General features: G+C 69.4%; 12 protein-coding genes. 3 read left to right on the forward strand and 9 right to left on the reverse strand.

Features of this window, described 5'->3' with window-relative positions:
- The first annotated feature begins 20 nt into the window (after positions 1 to 20).
- On the forward strand, positions 21 to 1,226 hold the full coding sequence (locus tag QRX60_RS12270) for a YDG/SRA domain-containing protein (RefSeq protein ID WP_286000897.1): 1,206 nt from the start codon (positions 21 to 23) through the stop codon (positions 1,224 to 1,226).
- On the opposite strand, the gene QRX60_RS12275 is transcribed toward QRX60_RS12270, so the two are convergent.
- Entirely contained in the window at positions 1,213 to 1,692 is a 480-nt protein-coding gene (locus QRX60_RS12275; RefSeq protein ID WP_286000898.1) for an FxsA family protein, read from the reverse strand. The two genes, QRX60_RS12270 and QRX60_RS12275, sit on opposite strands and share 14 nt — an antisense overlap.
- A gap of 87 nt (positions 1,693 to 1,779) precedes the next feature.
- Positions 1,780 to 2,331 (reverse strand): TetR/AcrR family transcriptional regulator, encoded by a 552-nt coding sequence (locus QRX60_RS12280; protein WP_286000899.1) that lies wholly within the window; start codon positions 2,329 to 2,331, stop codon positions 1,780 to 1,782.
- 80 nt (positions 2,332 to 2,411) lie between these two features.
- On the opposite strand from QRX60_RS12280, the gene QRX60_RS12285 reads away from it, so the two are divergent.
- Positions 2,412 to 3,323 (forward strand): quinone oxidoreductase family protein, encoded by a 912-nt coding sequence (locus QRX60_RS12285; RefSeq protein WP_286000900.1) that lies wholly within the window; start codon positions 2,412 to 2,414, stop codon positions 3,321 to 3,323.
- On the opposite strand, the gene QRX60_RS12290 is transcribed toward QRX60_RS12285, so the two are convergent.
- The 5 genes from QRX60_RS12290 to pdhA all read right to left on the reverse strand — a co-directional run bounded on the left by QRX60_RS12290 (position 3,320) and on the right by pdhA (position 9,575).
- The gene (locus QRX60_RS12290; RefSeq protein WP_286000901.1) at positions 3,320 to 5,266 is read right to left on the reverse strand and encodes an ABC transporter ATP-binding protein; all 1,947 of its coding nucleotides are present in this window, start codon (positions 5,264 to 5,266) and stop codon (positions 3,320 to 3,322) included. The genes QRX60_RS12285 and QRX60_RS12290 overlap by 4 nt on opposite strands.
- Positions 5,267 to 5,286: 20 nt before the next feature.
- The gene (locus tag QRX60_RS12295) at positions 5,287 to 5,868 is read right to left on the reverse strand and encodes a TetR/AcrR family transcriptional regulator (RefSeq protein ID WP_286000902.1); all 582 of its coding nucleotides are present in this window, start codon (positions 5,866 to 5,868) and stop codon (positions 5,287 to 5,289) included.
- Between the two features lie 161 nt (positions 5,869 to 6,029).
- Positions 6,030 to 7,361, reverse strand: a complete 1,332-nt coding sequence (locus QRX60_RS12300; protein ID WP_286000903.1) for a dihydrolipoamide acetyltransferase family protein — start codon at positions 7,359 to 7,361, stop codon at positions 6,030 to 6,032.
- Between the two features lie 16 nt (positions 7,362 to 7,377).
- Positions 7,378 to 8,370: an alpha-ketoacid dehydrogenase subunit beta gene (locus QRX60_RS12305; protein ID WP_286000904.1), complete on the reverse strand. Its 993-nt coding sequence runs from the start codon at positions 8,368 to 8,370 to the stop codon at positions 7,378 to 7,380.
- On the reverse strand, positions 8,370 to 9,575 hold the full coding sequence (gene pdhA, locus QRX60_RS12310) for a pyruvate dehydrogenase (acetyl-transferring) E1 component subunit alpha (protein WP_286000905.1): 1,206 nt from the start codon (positions 9,573 to 9,575) through the stop codon (positions 8,370 to 8,372). Before pdhA ends, QRX60_RS12305 begins: the two co-directional genes overlap by 1 nt.
- Before the next feature lie 373 nt (positions 9,576 to 9,948).
- On the opposite strand from pdhA, the gene QRX60_RS12315 reads away from it, so the two are divergent.
- The gene (locus QRX60_RS12315; protein ID WP_286000906.1) at positions 9,949 to 11,370 is read left to right on the forward strand and encodes a M20/M25/M40 family metallo-hydrolase; all 1,422 of its coding nucleotides are present in this window, start codon (positions 9,949 to 9,951) and stop codon (positions 11,368 to 11,370) included.
- A gap of 84 nt (positions 11,371 to 11,454) precedes the next feature.
- Here QRX60_RS12315 and QRX60_RS12320 read toward each other — a convergent pair whose 3' ends face one another.
- The gene (locus tag QRX60_RS12320; RefSeq protein ID WP_286000907.1) at positions 11,455 to 12,297 is read right to left on the reverse strand and encodes a transglutaminase family protein; all 843 of its coding nucleotides are present in this window, start codon (positions 12,295 to 12,297) and stop codon (positions 11,455 to 11,457) included.
- Positions 12,294 to 13,241, reverse strand: a complete 948-nt coding sequence (locus QRX60_RS12325; protein ID WP_286000908.1) for an alpha-E domain-containing protein — start codon at positions 13,239 to 13,241, stop codon at positions 12,294 to 12,296. Before QRX60_RS12325 ends, QRX60_RS12320 begins: the two co-directional genes overlap by 4 nt.
- Between the last annotated feature and the right edge of the window lie 5 nt (positions 13,242 to 13,246).

Raw genomic sequence — 13,246 nt, forward strand, 5'->3', positions numbered from 1 at the left:
TCAGCCTTTAGAGTGCATCTATGAGCCTGGCCGATGTTGACCGCGAGCACGTCCTTCGAGCCATCGACGAGTTCGATGACCTCGGCCGCGAGGGTTTTCTCAACAAGTACGGCTTCGCCGAAGCTCGTCAGTACGTAGTTGTCCACGACGGCCGGGAGTACGACTCGAAGGCTCTGATCGGCTCGGCTCACGGTTATGCGACCGGCGAGGCACTCCGCCCTTCGGACTTCAGTGACGGAGTCCGGACCGTGGGTGCTCGATTGACCGAGCTTGGCTTCGATTTCCTCGATGTCACCGCATCATCGGTCAAGGGCGTGCCTATCTATGGCGATATTCGGAGCTTCCCCGAGGGAACGACCTTCGCAAGTCGCGCGGAGGTGGCCGCGAGTGGAGTTCACCGTGCGTTGCAGGCCGGCATCGTCGGAACTGAGAAGCTAGGCGCCGAGTCAATCGTGTCGTCAGGTGGTTATGAAGACGACGATGACCGTGGCGACGAGCTGATCTACACCGGCCAAGGTGGTCGGGATGGCCGTGGTCGACAGACTGCTGACCAGACGTTTACGCGGGGCAACGCGGCGCTTCGCACGAGTTGGCTGACTGGTGCTCCGGTTCGGGTCGTTCGCGGTCCGGATCCGAAGTCCCCCTACGCGCCTGATCAGGGCTATCGCTACGACGGCCTCTACAAAGTTGAAGACACCGCAATGGTGCGTGGTCAAAGCGGCTACCTGGTCTGCCGGTTTCAGATGGTCAAGCTGAGCAAGATCGCCGACGTGACCTTCGGGGTTGGCGAATACCTGATGGCAGCTGATCCCGCGCACCCCGGAATGTCGATCGGCAACGCACAGCCAGGGCGCAAACCCGTAACGGCGCAACGCATCATCCGCACCACCAAGGTCGCGGACGACGTGAAGACGCTGCACGACCACACGTGTCAGATCTGCGGCACTCGCTTGTCGGTCGGCGACGGCGAAGGGTACTCAGAGGGTGCACACGTCAAGGCTCTCGGCGGTTTGCACCGCGGCCCTGACTTCCCGTCGAACGTGCTTTGCCTCTGCCCGAACTGCCACGTGCAGTTCGATCGCGGTGCCATTGTGATCGCGGCGGATCGCAGCGTGCTTCGCGAGGATGCTCCGGTCGGCAAGTTGCGAGAGCTCCCGGGACACCGGATCGAAGACGAGTATCTGGAGTATCACCGGACGGTGCACTCGTCGGTCAGCCTTCGATGACGCGACCCTCGATTACCGTCGGCTGGTCACGGCGCGGCTGAGGCTCCTCCGAAGAAGGGGGCACCACTTCGCTGTCCACCACCATCACCGGCCCCCGCCGCTGGTTGGCGAACCGCACCGCCCGCTTCTCCATCCGCTTCAACCACAGCCGCCGAACCACCGCCCGCGAAGGCGGCAGCATCAGCAGCAGACCCAGCACGTCGCTCACGAAGCCCGGGACCAGAATCAACACGCCGCCGAGGCCCACCAGCATCCCGTCGGTGAGTTCCTTCTCCGCCGGACGGCCGGCCCGGGCCGTCTCCATGAACGCCCTCATCGCCTTGGCGCCTTCGCGGCGGGCGAGCCAGGAGCCGATGAACGCGCCGGCCAGGAGGAGGCCCAGCGTGCCGAGCACGCCGACGGCCGAACCCACCGCCCAGATAGCGGCGATCTCGGCGAAGACGTAGAGCAGGAACGCGACAGCCATACCTGCACAACGAACGACCTGTCCGATTTGCTCCCGCGCCCGAGAACCACCGGCTGGCCTCGCCCCGCGTGTCCGACTGGCTCCTGATCAGCGCAGCAGCGTCTCGATCATCGACCGCAGACCCACGGCCAGGCGGTGGGTCTCACCAGTGCGCAGCAGGTGCAGCATGAGATCGCTGTGCAGCGAGCCCAGCAGCAGGTGCGCGATGAGGTCCGCGTCCAGTGTCGGCGCCGCCGCGGCGATCAGCTCGCGGACGTGTGCGTGCCACGCCAGGTAGATCGGGCTGTTCAGCCGGTCCGTCGACGCCTGCTCGAACGCCGCCATCACCTTGACGTTGCGGGTCGCCAGCTCGACCACCGCGTCGAAGAACGCCGCCAGTCGCTCGGCCGGGGGTGCGCCCGGGCCCAGCGGGGCCGGTCCGGATTCGACCGCGGCGGAAAGCGCCAGTACCCGCTCCTCCACCAGCGCTCGCATCAGGCCTTCGCGGTTGCCGAAGCGGTGGAACACCGTCCCCTTGCCGACGCCGGCCGCGGCCGCCACCCGGTCCATCGAGACGTGCTCGAGGTCGTGCGCTTCCAGGAGCTCCTCGGCCGCGCGCAGGATCGCCCGGCGGTTCCGGGCCGCGTCGGCGCGCTCCATGAAGGCTCCTCGACAAGTTGACTGCTGGTCCATATAGTAGGCGACCATAAGTTGACCGATGGTCCAGTTAAGGGGAAGCAATGCGAGCAGTGGTGCAGCACGGCACGGGCGGGCCCGAGGTGCTGAACGTCGAGGACCGGCCCGAACCGCACCGAGGCGAGGGCGAAGTGCTGATCCGCGTCGAAGCGATCGCGGTACCGTTCTACGAGACCCAGCTGCGCTCCGGGCTGATCCCGGCCGGGGGCGAGCCGTCCGTCTTCGGGCACGAGGCCGCGGGCACCGTCGTCGAGGCCGACGACCGCTCCCTGGTCGGCCGCAGGGTCGTCACGATGTCCTTCACCGGCGGCGCCTACGCCGAAGTCGTCGCCGCGAGCCAGTACACGTTGGTACCCGAGACGGTCTCCGCCGAGCACGCCGTCGCCGCGGCGGTTCCGGCGTCGATGGCCGTCGCGCTGCTGCGCACCGCGAACGTCGTCGAGGGCGAAACCGTACTCGTCGAGGCCGCGTCCGGGGCGATCGGCGGCCACCTCGCGCGGTTGGCCGGGCGGCGCGGTGCCCGGGTGATCGCAACCGCCGGCAAGGGGAAAGCCGACGCCGACGTCGTGCTCGACCACAACGACCCGGCGTGGCGGAAGAACGTCTCCGAGGGCATCGACGTCGTGTTCGAGTCGATCGGCGGGCCGCGCGCCGCCGAACTGACCGCCAAGCTCGCCCCGCGCGGACGGATCCTCGCCTACGGCCTGCTCAGCGGCGAGTTCGCGACCTTCTCCGTCGCCGACCTCGCGGCGCGCGGGCTCACCCTCATCGGCTTCGGTGGCCTGGACGCCTATGCGAAGGACGTCGCGGCCGCCCGCGCCGAGGCGCTCGACCTCGTCGCGGACGGCACGCTGACCCCCGTGATCGACCGGACCTACCCCCTCGCCGAAGCCGCCGCGGCGCACGCGCGGGTCGAGAGCCGCGAGGGCGCCGGAAGGGTCGTCCTCGTCCCCTAGCTCGGCACCTCGTCCAGGTACGCCTGCGCCTGAAGCGTGAACAGCTCGGCGTACCCCGCCTTCGCCGTCATCAGCTCCTCGTGCGTCCCGTACTCGGCCACCTTCCCGTGGTCCAGCAGCAGGATCCGCTCCGCCTGCCGGACGGTCGAGAACCGGTGCGAGATGTACAGCGTCGTCCGGCCCTCGGACAGCTCGCGCAGCCGCGAGAACAGGTCGTGCTCGGCCTGGGCGTCCAGCGCCGACGTCGGTTCGTCGAGGATCAGGATCGGTGCCTCTCGCTGGAACGCCCTGGCCAGCGCGATCTTCTGCCACTCGCCGCCGGAAAGGCTGACGCCCTGGTCGAACCAGCGGCCGAGGGGGCTGTCGTAACTCTGCGGGAGACGCTCGATGCGCTCGTCCGCGCCCGCCCGGCGGGCCGAGTCCACGATGTGGGGGCGGTCCTCCAGCCGGTTCAGGTCGCCGAGGCCGATGTTCTCGGCCGCGGTCCCCTGGTACGTCACGTAGTCCTGGAACATCGCGCTGATCCGGGTCCGCAGCTCGACCGGGTCGTACTCGCGGATGTCGACGCCGTCGAGCCGGATCGTGCCGGCAGTCGGGTCGTAGAGCCGGCAGAGCAGCTTGAACAGTGTCGACTTGCCCGCGCCGTTGCGGCCCACGACCGCCACCGTCTCGCCCGGGCGGATCTCGAAGCTGACGTTGTCGAGCGCCGGCTCGTCCGCGCCCGGGTAGGCGAAGGTGACCGAGTCGAACTCGATGTGCCCGTCCACAGTGGACGGCATCGGACGCGGCGAAGGAGGCGCCGTGATCTCCGGTTTCGTGTCCAGGAAGCGGTACAGCGTGTCGAGGTAGAGGTTGTTCTCGTACATCCCCGAAAACGCCGTGAACAGCCCGGACACCGACGTCTGCACGGACGTCGCCGCGGCCGTGTACAGCGCCAGATCGCCGAGCGTCAGCCGCCCGCCGACCGCCTCCAGCGCGATGTACAGCGCGATCGCCGAGCCCGCGAACGTGCTCAGCAGCCCCCACGACGTCGAGCTGAGGTTGCGGTTGATCGTCAGCTTCCGCTGCCGCTCGTACGACACCAGGCCGAGCCGGCGGAACCGGTCGACGAAGTACGGGCCGAGCCCGAACAGTTTTGTCTCCTTGGCGTACGTGTCCGTCGTGACCAGCGAAGACAGGTAGTCCATCCGCCGCTTGATCGGCGACATCAGGAACGTCAGCCAGAACGCGCGCGAGCCGTACTTCGACTGCGAGATGAACGCCGGGATCGGCGCGAGCAGCGCGACCAGCGCGAGCAGCGGGCTGATCGAGACGAGCAGCGCGACCATGCTGCCGAACGTGATCAGTGTCCGCACGAGCCCCAGCGCGGAGTTCATCATCGACAGCGGCCGCGTCGGCGCCTCCTGCGCGGCCTGGCGCAGCATGTCATAGGACGTCGAGCCCTCGAAGTACGCGAGGTGCAGTTCGCTGGCGTGCGCCATCACCTGGTGGCGGATGGTCAGCGTCATGCGTTCCTGGAGCAGCGACTGCGCGATCGACGTCAGCGCGCTGCTGATCGCGGTCGCGGCGAGCACGGCGAACTGGAACAGCGCGACGTTGACGATGTCGCCGGTGGTGCCCTTGTGCTGGATCGCCGCGACGACGGAGTCGAGCAGCAGCTTCGCGATGTACGCGGTCACGGTCGGCAAGAGACCCGACAGCAGCGTGATCAGCGCCAGGAGGATCGTCAGGACCGGGCTGGCCTGCCACGTCAGCCGCACGACCTTCGGCAGGCCACGCACCGTTCCCGCCACCGACGTCTTCGCGCGCTTGAGGCGCGAGCGAAGGTCCTTTGGCTGGTCTTCCGGCTTGGGCTCGGGGATTTCGACCGGACCGGTGAGCCCGCTTTCCGGGACCGTCGTGGCGTGCCGCCGTCTTCCTCGCCGAGCCAGCATGAACTCCATGCCGCCCCCACCGCCCGGGATCACTCGGCCTCCACGGCGCCGTGCAGGAAGACGTCGACCACCTGGCGCGTGGTCGGCGCGTCGTCGTCCGGGGCCATCCGCCGGCCGCTGAACAGCATGGTCAGGAACAGGGCGGCCAGGTGCTCGGGTGGCAGCCGCAGGCGGTCCTTCTCCGGCTCGAACAGCTCGGTCATCGCGCCGCGCATGGCAGCCATCGACTCCCGGCGGCCGCCCTTCCAGCTGCCCCGCAGGCGCTGTTCGGGGTCACGGTGCTTGACGCGGCCGGACGCGTGCAGGGCGCCCATCAGCGCGCCCATCCGCTCGAGGTGCGCGCCGAGCGCCTCGGCGGCCTCGACGAGCCGGTCCTCCAAGGGCTGGTCGACGGGGATTTCGGCGATGGCGTCGAGGACGTGGTCGGGACGCAGGGCTTCGGCCGTGCAGGCGTCGAACAGCTCGTCCTTGTCCTTGAACGCGCGGAAGATGGTGCCCTCGCCGATGCCGGCGGCGCGGGCGATCTGGCTGGTCGTGACGGTGGCGCCGTGCTCGATCAAGAGCGGCAGCACCGCGTGCACGATCATGGCGCGCCGGGCTTCGACGCTCATGCCCGGCGCTCTACGCCGGGTTTCGGGTGCTGGTGTCATGCGACCAGTGTGCGGAGTGAGTGCTCACTCCGTCAAGCGAGTATGCCGTGGGCGAAAAGCCGTGAAGGCCTCCTTCCCGGCCATAAGAGCCGGTAAGGAGGCCTTCACGGACCTTCAGGAACTCAGTACGTCATCGCCATGGCCGGGTCGGCGAGCAGCGCGCCGACGTCGGCCAGGAACTCCGAGCCCTGCTGGCCGTCGACCACGCGGTGGTCGAAGCTCAGTGACAGCTGGAGCACCTTGCGGACCTTGATCTCGCCGTCCACCACCCACGGCTGGTCCTTGATCGCGCCGAGGCACAGGATCGCGGACTCGCCCGGGTTGATGATCGGCGTGCCGGTGTCGACGCCGAACACGCCCACGTTGGTGATCGTGATCGTGCCGTTCGCCATGTCCGCCGGCGACGTCTTGCCCTCGCGGGCGACCTCCGTCAAGGCGGTCAGCGCGTTCGCCAGCTCCTTCAGCGACATCGAGTCGGCGTCGCGGACCTTGGGCACGATCAGGCCGCGCGGCGTCGCCGCCGCGATCCCGAGGTGCACGTAGTCCTTGTAGACGATCTCCTGCGCCGCCTCGTCCCAGACCGCGTTGATGTCCGGGGTCCGCTTCGCCGCCAGGCACACGGCCTTCGCCGCGAACGTCAGCGGCGTGACCTTCACCCCGGCGAACTCCCGCGACTTCTTCAGCTTCTCGCGGAACTCCATCATCGGCGTGACGTCGATGGTCAGGAACTCCGTGACGTGCGGAGCGGTGTACGCGCTCTGCACCATCGCGGCCGCGGTCATCTTGCGGACGCCCTTGATCGGCACGCGCCGCTCGCGGGTGGCCGGGTCGTAGCCACTGTCCACAGGGGACACGGCGGCTGCGGCCGGCGCGGCCGAGCCGTTCGCCGCCCGCTCGACGTCCTCACGGGTGATCACGCCACCGGACGCGGTGCCGGTCAGCGCGTGCAGGTCGACGCCGAGGTCCTTCGCCAGCTTCCGCACCGGCGGCTTGGCCAGCGGGACGTACCCGCCGCGCGGAGCCGCGGGAGCCGGCGCGGGAGGAGCGACGACTGCCGCAGCGGGAGTGGCGACAGGAGCAGTGCCCTTCCGTGCCCGCCGCTGCGTGACCACGGCCTTGGAGCCGTAGCCGACCAGCGGCTTCATCTCCTCTTCCTCGGCCGGAGCCGAAGCGGGAGCCGCGGCAGGAGCGGGAGCGGCGGCACCACCGGGGTCGACGTCGATGGTGAGGATCGCGGTCCCGACCTCCACCGTCTGCCCCGGCTCGACGTGCAGCTCCGTGACCACCCCGGCCCACGGGATCGGCAGTTCGACGGCGGCCTTCGCGGTCTCGATCTCGACGACGATCTGGTTGACCGTCACCGTGTCCCCCGGCTTCACGTGCCAGGACAGGATGTCGGCTTCGGTCAGCCCCTCGGCCGTGTCGGCCAGGGGGAACTGTTTGTACGTAGGCATTGCGCGGAGATCCCCCTTACCAGGCGAGTGAGCGGTCGACGGCGTGCAGCACCCGGTCCAGGTCGGGGAGGTAGTGCTCCTCGAGCTTGGCCGGCGGGTACGGCGTGTCGAACCCCGTCACCCGGAGGACGGGCGCTTCCAGCGAGTAGAAGCACTCCTGCTGGACGCGCGCGGCGATCTCCGAGGTCAGCGACGACTCGGACGGCGCCTCCGACAGCGCGATCAGCCGGCCGGTCTTGCGCACCGACTCGAACACCGGGCCGAGGTCCAGCGGCGAGAGCGTGCGCAGGTCGATGACCTCGAGCGACTTGCCCTCGTCCTCCGCCGCGGCCGCCGCGTCGAGCGCGACCTTCACCGACGGGCCGTACGCGACGACCGTCGCCGTCGTGCCTTCGCGGACGACCTGCGAGGAGAACATCTGCTGCGGCGTGCCCGCGACGTCGATCTCCGCGCGCAGCGCACCCGAGTGGTACAGCCGCTTCGGCTCGAAGAACAGGATCGGGTCGTCCGACTTGATCGCCTGCTGGATGCCCCAGTAGGCATCGACGGCGTTCGAGATGGACACGACCTTGAGGCCCGGGATGTGCGCGAACAGCGACTCGGGCGACTCCGAGTGGTGCTCGACCGCGCCGATCCCGCCGCCGAACGGCACCCGGATCACGACGGGCATCTTGATCTTGCCCTGCGTTCGGTAGTGCAGCTTCGCCAGCTGCGAGGAGATCTGGTCGAAGCCCGGGAAGATGAAGCCCTCGAACTGGATCTCGCACACCGGCCGGAACCCGCGCACGGCCAGGCCGACCGCGGTGCCGATGATGCCGGACTCCGCGAGCGGCGTGTCCAGCACGCGCTGCTCGCCGAAGTCCTTCTGCAGGCCGTCGGTGATCCGGAAGACGCCGCCGAGCTTGCCGACGTCCTCGCCCATGATCAGGACCTTGGGGTCCTCTTCCATCGCGCGGCGCAGGCCGAGGTTGAGCGCCTTGCCGATGGTGAGTTTCTGGAGGTCGGTCATCAGTGCTCACCCGCCGATACGAAGCCGTCGAGGTAGGACAGGAACTCTTCGCGCTGCGCTTCGAGGACGGGGTTGCCCTCGGCGTAGACGTTGCTGAAGATCCGCTCCGGCGGCGGCTCGGGCATGTTGAACGTGTACTCGCGCAGGTCGGCGGCGAAGGCGTCGGCCTCGGCCTGGACCTGGTCGAAGAAGTCGTGGTCGGCGCCGCCCTTGCGGGCCAGGAACGCCCGGACGCGCTCGATCGGGTCCTTGAGCTTCCACTCTTCGAGCTCGTCGGACAGCCGGTAGCGCGACGGGTCGTCGGTCGTCGTGTGCGCGTCCATCCGGTAGGTGAACGCCTCGATCAGGACCGGTCCGTTGCCGTGGCGGCACTCGTCGAGCGCCCAGCGGGACACCGCGAGGCAGGCCAGGACGTCGTTGCCGTCGACGCGGATGCCGGGGAAGCCGTACCCGCGGGCGCGCTGGTAGAGCGGCAGGCGCGACTGGCGCTCGGTCGGCTCGGAGATCGCCCACTGGTTGTTCTGGCAGAAGAACACGAGCGGCGCGTCGTAGACCGCGGCCCAGACGAATCCTTCGTGGACGTCGCCCTGCGAAGTCGCGCCGTCACCGAAGTAGCAGATCGTGGCTTCGCCGTCGTCGTCGCCGACCTTGCCCTCGAACTTCTGGCCCATCGCGTAGCCGGCGGCGTTGAGCACCTGGTTGCCGATCACGATGGTGTACGGGTGGAAGCCCGTCCCCTGGTAGTCCCAGCCACTGTGGTCGGTGCAGCGGAAGATGCCCAGCAGGTCCTTCATGTCGACCCCGCGCGCGTACGCGACGCCGTGCTCGCGGTAGCTGGGGAACGCCATGTCGTTCTTCTTCAGCGCGCGGCCCGACCCGATCTGCGCGGCCTCCTGGCCGAGCAGCGGGACCCAGATGCCGAGCTGGCCCTGGCGCTGCATCGCGTTGGCCTCGCGGTCCGCGCGGCGGACGAGCACCATGTCGCGGTACAGGCCGCGCAGGGCTTCGTCGTCGACGTCGTCGACGTACTTGTCGAACTGGGGCGACGGGACCCGCTCGCCTTCGGGGGTGAGCAGCTGAGTCAGCTCAGCGCCACCTTCGCTGGTCGCTCGCAATCCGGCGATCACCTGCTCGGGGGACGGCTGGGCCGCGACGGCGGCCGGCCCATCTCCAGGCTCCGGGTGCGTCCACTGTTCGGACGGCATGGGCGTTGCTCCTCGGTGTCGGTGCCTCTGGCGGCCGCTTGTGGCGACCACAGCGACTGCACCGGCGGGGACCAGCGCATCGGGTCTCCGAAGCGCTCGGTCACCGTCGGCGTTGACGGTTCACGCCGCCATCCTGGCACGAAGGTCGGCGCTTTGGTCAGACGCGGTTGCTGATTTGTTGCTGAGAAAGGGGTCCTGAACAGGGAAAACGCTTGGAAGCCCGAGCATCGGACCTACGAGAGTAGGGAATCGACGCGCGCGCTCACCAGGCTCGTGAGTGGTTAGGGCGGTTAGAACCGCCCTAACCACTCACGAGGGGTGAGGCGACCTTGTGATGTGCCGCACGCCGGGTCGTGCGTGGCACGATGGCGAAGTGGAACAGAAATCCGTTCGTGAATCCGTCGTGGCGTCGTGGACCGACGACGTCATCCCGAGTCTGTCCGGGCTGGTGGCCATCCCCGCCTTGTCCCCGGCCTTCGACGCCGAGTGGGCGACGACCGGTCACCTGGCCGCAGCCGTCGACCACGTCCGCGAGTGGATCGCCGCGCGCGACCTGCCCGGGGCGACCCTCGACGTCGTGCAGCTCGAAGGCCGCACCCCCTTGCTGCTCGTCGACGTCCCGGCGACCCCGGGCGCGGCGAACCAGGGCACCGTCCTGATGTACGGCCACCTCGACAAGCAGCCCCCGGTCGGCGGCTGGTCCGAGGGCCTCGACCCGTGGACCCCGGTGATCCGCGACGGCCGGCTGTACGGCCGCGGGTCCGTCGACGACGGCTACTCCGGCTACGCGGCGACGACGGCGATCGAAGCCGTCCACGCCGCCGGCGGCGAGCACGCCCGGATCGTGGTGCTCCTGGAGACCGGTGAGGAGTCCGGCAGCCCGGACCTGCCCGCGTACGTCGAGCACCTGGCCGACCGGATCGGCGAGGTTTCGCTGGTGATCTGCCTCGACGCCGGCGGCAGCGACTACGAGCGGTTGTGGCTGGTCACGAGCCTGCGCGGGATGCTGCACCTCGACGTCACGGTGCAGCTGCTGGACTCGGCGCAGCACTCGGGCATCGCGAGCGGTGTCGTCGCCAGCTCGTTCCGCGTGCTGCGGCGGCTGATCGAGCGGCTCGAGGACAGTGAGACCGGCGAGCTACTGCTCGACGAGCTCAAGGTCGACGTCCCGGCGAACCGGCTGGCGGAGCTCAAGGCCGTCTCGCAGGACTTCCCCGAGGCGTTGTCGACGGCGTTCCCGCTGGTCGAGGGCGGTCGCGTGATCACGGAGGACGCGCTGGAGCTGATGCTCAACAACGCGTGGCGGCCGACGCTGTCGGTGATCGGCGCCGACGGCTTCCCGAAGCCCGCCGAAGCCGGGAACGTCCTGCGGGAAAGCACCACGTTGACGCTGAGCTTCCGCCTCCCGCCGACGGCCGACGCCGCGAAGGGGCTCGAAGCCGTGAAGAAGGCCCTGACCACCGACGTCCCGTACGGCGCGAAGGTCACCTTCAGCGCCACCCCGCAGGCGGAGAACGGCTGGAACGCGCCGACTGAGGCCCCGTGGCTGGCGACCGCCCTGCGCACGGTCAGCGACGAGGTCTTCGGGCAGCCGCACCGCGCGACCGGCATGGGCGGCTCGATCCCGTTCATGGGCCTGCTCTCGCGCAAGTACCCGGAGGCGCAGTTCCTGGTCACCGGTGCCTGCGGCGCCGACTCGAACATCCACGTGCCGGACGAGTGGCTGCACCTGGACTACGCGCAGCGGGTCACCGAGGCCGTAGCGCACATCCTGGACGCCCACGCCCGCGGCTGACCCAAGCCGCACTTTCGCTACGAAAGTGATCCGGAGGATGCCCCTCCACGTCACTTTCGTAGCGAAAGTGCGGTATACGGAGAGTTACGCCAGCCGGGTCAGGTGGACCGAGACGTCCAAGGTGGACTGCCCGCCCCCGGTGAAGATCCCCTTCAACGGCGCGACGTCGGCGTAGTCCCGGCCCATCGCCACCCACACGTGCCGCGGGCCGACCGGGATCGCGTTCGTCGGGTCGTACGCCCACCAGCCGCCGGTCCAGACGTCGACCCAGGCGTGCGACTCGCCCTCGACCACCTCGCCGAGCTTCGCGTCCGGCTTCGTGTGCAGGTAGCCCGACACGTACCGGGCCGGGACGCCGATCGCGCGCAGCATCACCAGCGTCACGTGGGCGAAGTCCTGGCAGACGCCTTCGCGGGCCTGCCAGGCGTCCGTCGCCGTCGAGTGGACGCCCGTCGTGCCCGGCTGGTACTTCAGCTGCTTGTTCACCCACTCGCACACCGCCAGCACCGCCTCCGCCGGATCCAACCCGGTCCGCAGCGCACGGGCCTCGCGCGCCAAGGTGGCGTCGCGCGGGGTGTAGGCGGTCGGGGTCAGGTACTCCGTGCGGTGGTCGACCACCGTCTCGCTGCGCAGGTCCTTCCACGACGCCGTGCGGATCGGCTCGGCTTCGTCCGCCGTCTCGACCACCGACGTCGCCAGCACCGTGAACTCCGTGTGCGGCGCGTGCAGGTCGAACGACGTCACGACCGTGCCCCAGTAGTCCGTGTACCGGTAGGCGCGGGTCGCGGGGGTCGTCTCGATGCGCGTCGCGACCGTCGTCTGGCGCCGGTCCGAGCGCGGGGTCAGCCGCGCCTCGTTGTACGACTGGGTCGCCGGCGTCGCGTACCGGTACCCCGTCCGGTGCGCCACCCGCAGCTGCCACGTCACAGCGAAACCTCCGCACCGCTCCACGCCACCCACGGCGACGTGCTGAAGTACTGCAACGACACCGCTTCCCCGATCTCCCGGATCGACGTCTGCAACGCCCCGAGCCGCCGCGGCAGGTCGGTCAGCAGCTCCGACGGGCGGAGGAACTCCAGCTCGCTGCGGGCCCGGCCGAGCTCGCGCAACGCCTCGGACTTCTCGTTGCTGCGCGCGCCGCCGCCCGGGTCGAGCCGCTGCAGGCACTCCTCCGCCTGCCGCAGCGCGTGGAACACCGAACGCGGGAACAGCGTGTCCCGCAACAGGAACTGCACGACGCGGCCGGCGTCCAGCGCGCCCCGGTAGGTCCTCAGGTAGGTGTCCTGCGCGCCGGCCGAGCGCAGCACCGTGATCCAGCCCGGCGACGACGCGCGGTCCGCCACCCGCGACAGCAGCAGCCGGACCACCATGTCGGCGCGTTCGATCGAGCGGCCGAGGACCATGAACAGCCAGCCGTCGTCGCGGCTCATCGTCGAGTCGGCGAGCCCGGCGAACATCGCCGCGCGTTCCTCCACGAACGACAGGAACGCGTGCGGCCCGGCGCGCCGGGCGTAGCGCTGGCGGTCCGGGACCGCGTTCCACGTCGCGTTCAGGCATTCCCACAGCTCGGTCGAGACGACTTCGCGGGCGCCTCGGGTGTTCTCGCGCGCCGAGTTGATCGAGCCGACGATCGACGCCGGGTTGTCCTTCGCGTACGCCACCAGCTCGGTCAGCTTCCAGACGTCGAGGGCTTCCCCGTCGGGCGTGTCGATGCCCAGGACGGCCAGGAGCTGGCGGCTCGCGTGGTCGGGGTCGACCGTGGCGTCCTCCAGCAGCTGGTGGACCGAGACGTTGAGGATCCGGGAGGTGTCGTCGGCGCGTTCTACGTAGCGGCCGATCCAGTACAGCGACTCCGCGTTGCGGGCCAGCATCGGAA

Origin of the sequence: Amycolatopsis mongoliensis, assembly GCF_030285665.1 — a bacterium.
In the GTDB taxonomy this organism is placed as follows: Bacteria; Actinomycetota; Actinomycetes; order Mycobacteriales; family Pseudonocardiaceae; genus Amycolatopsis; species Amycolatopsis mongoliensis.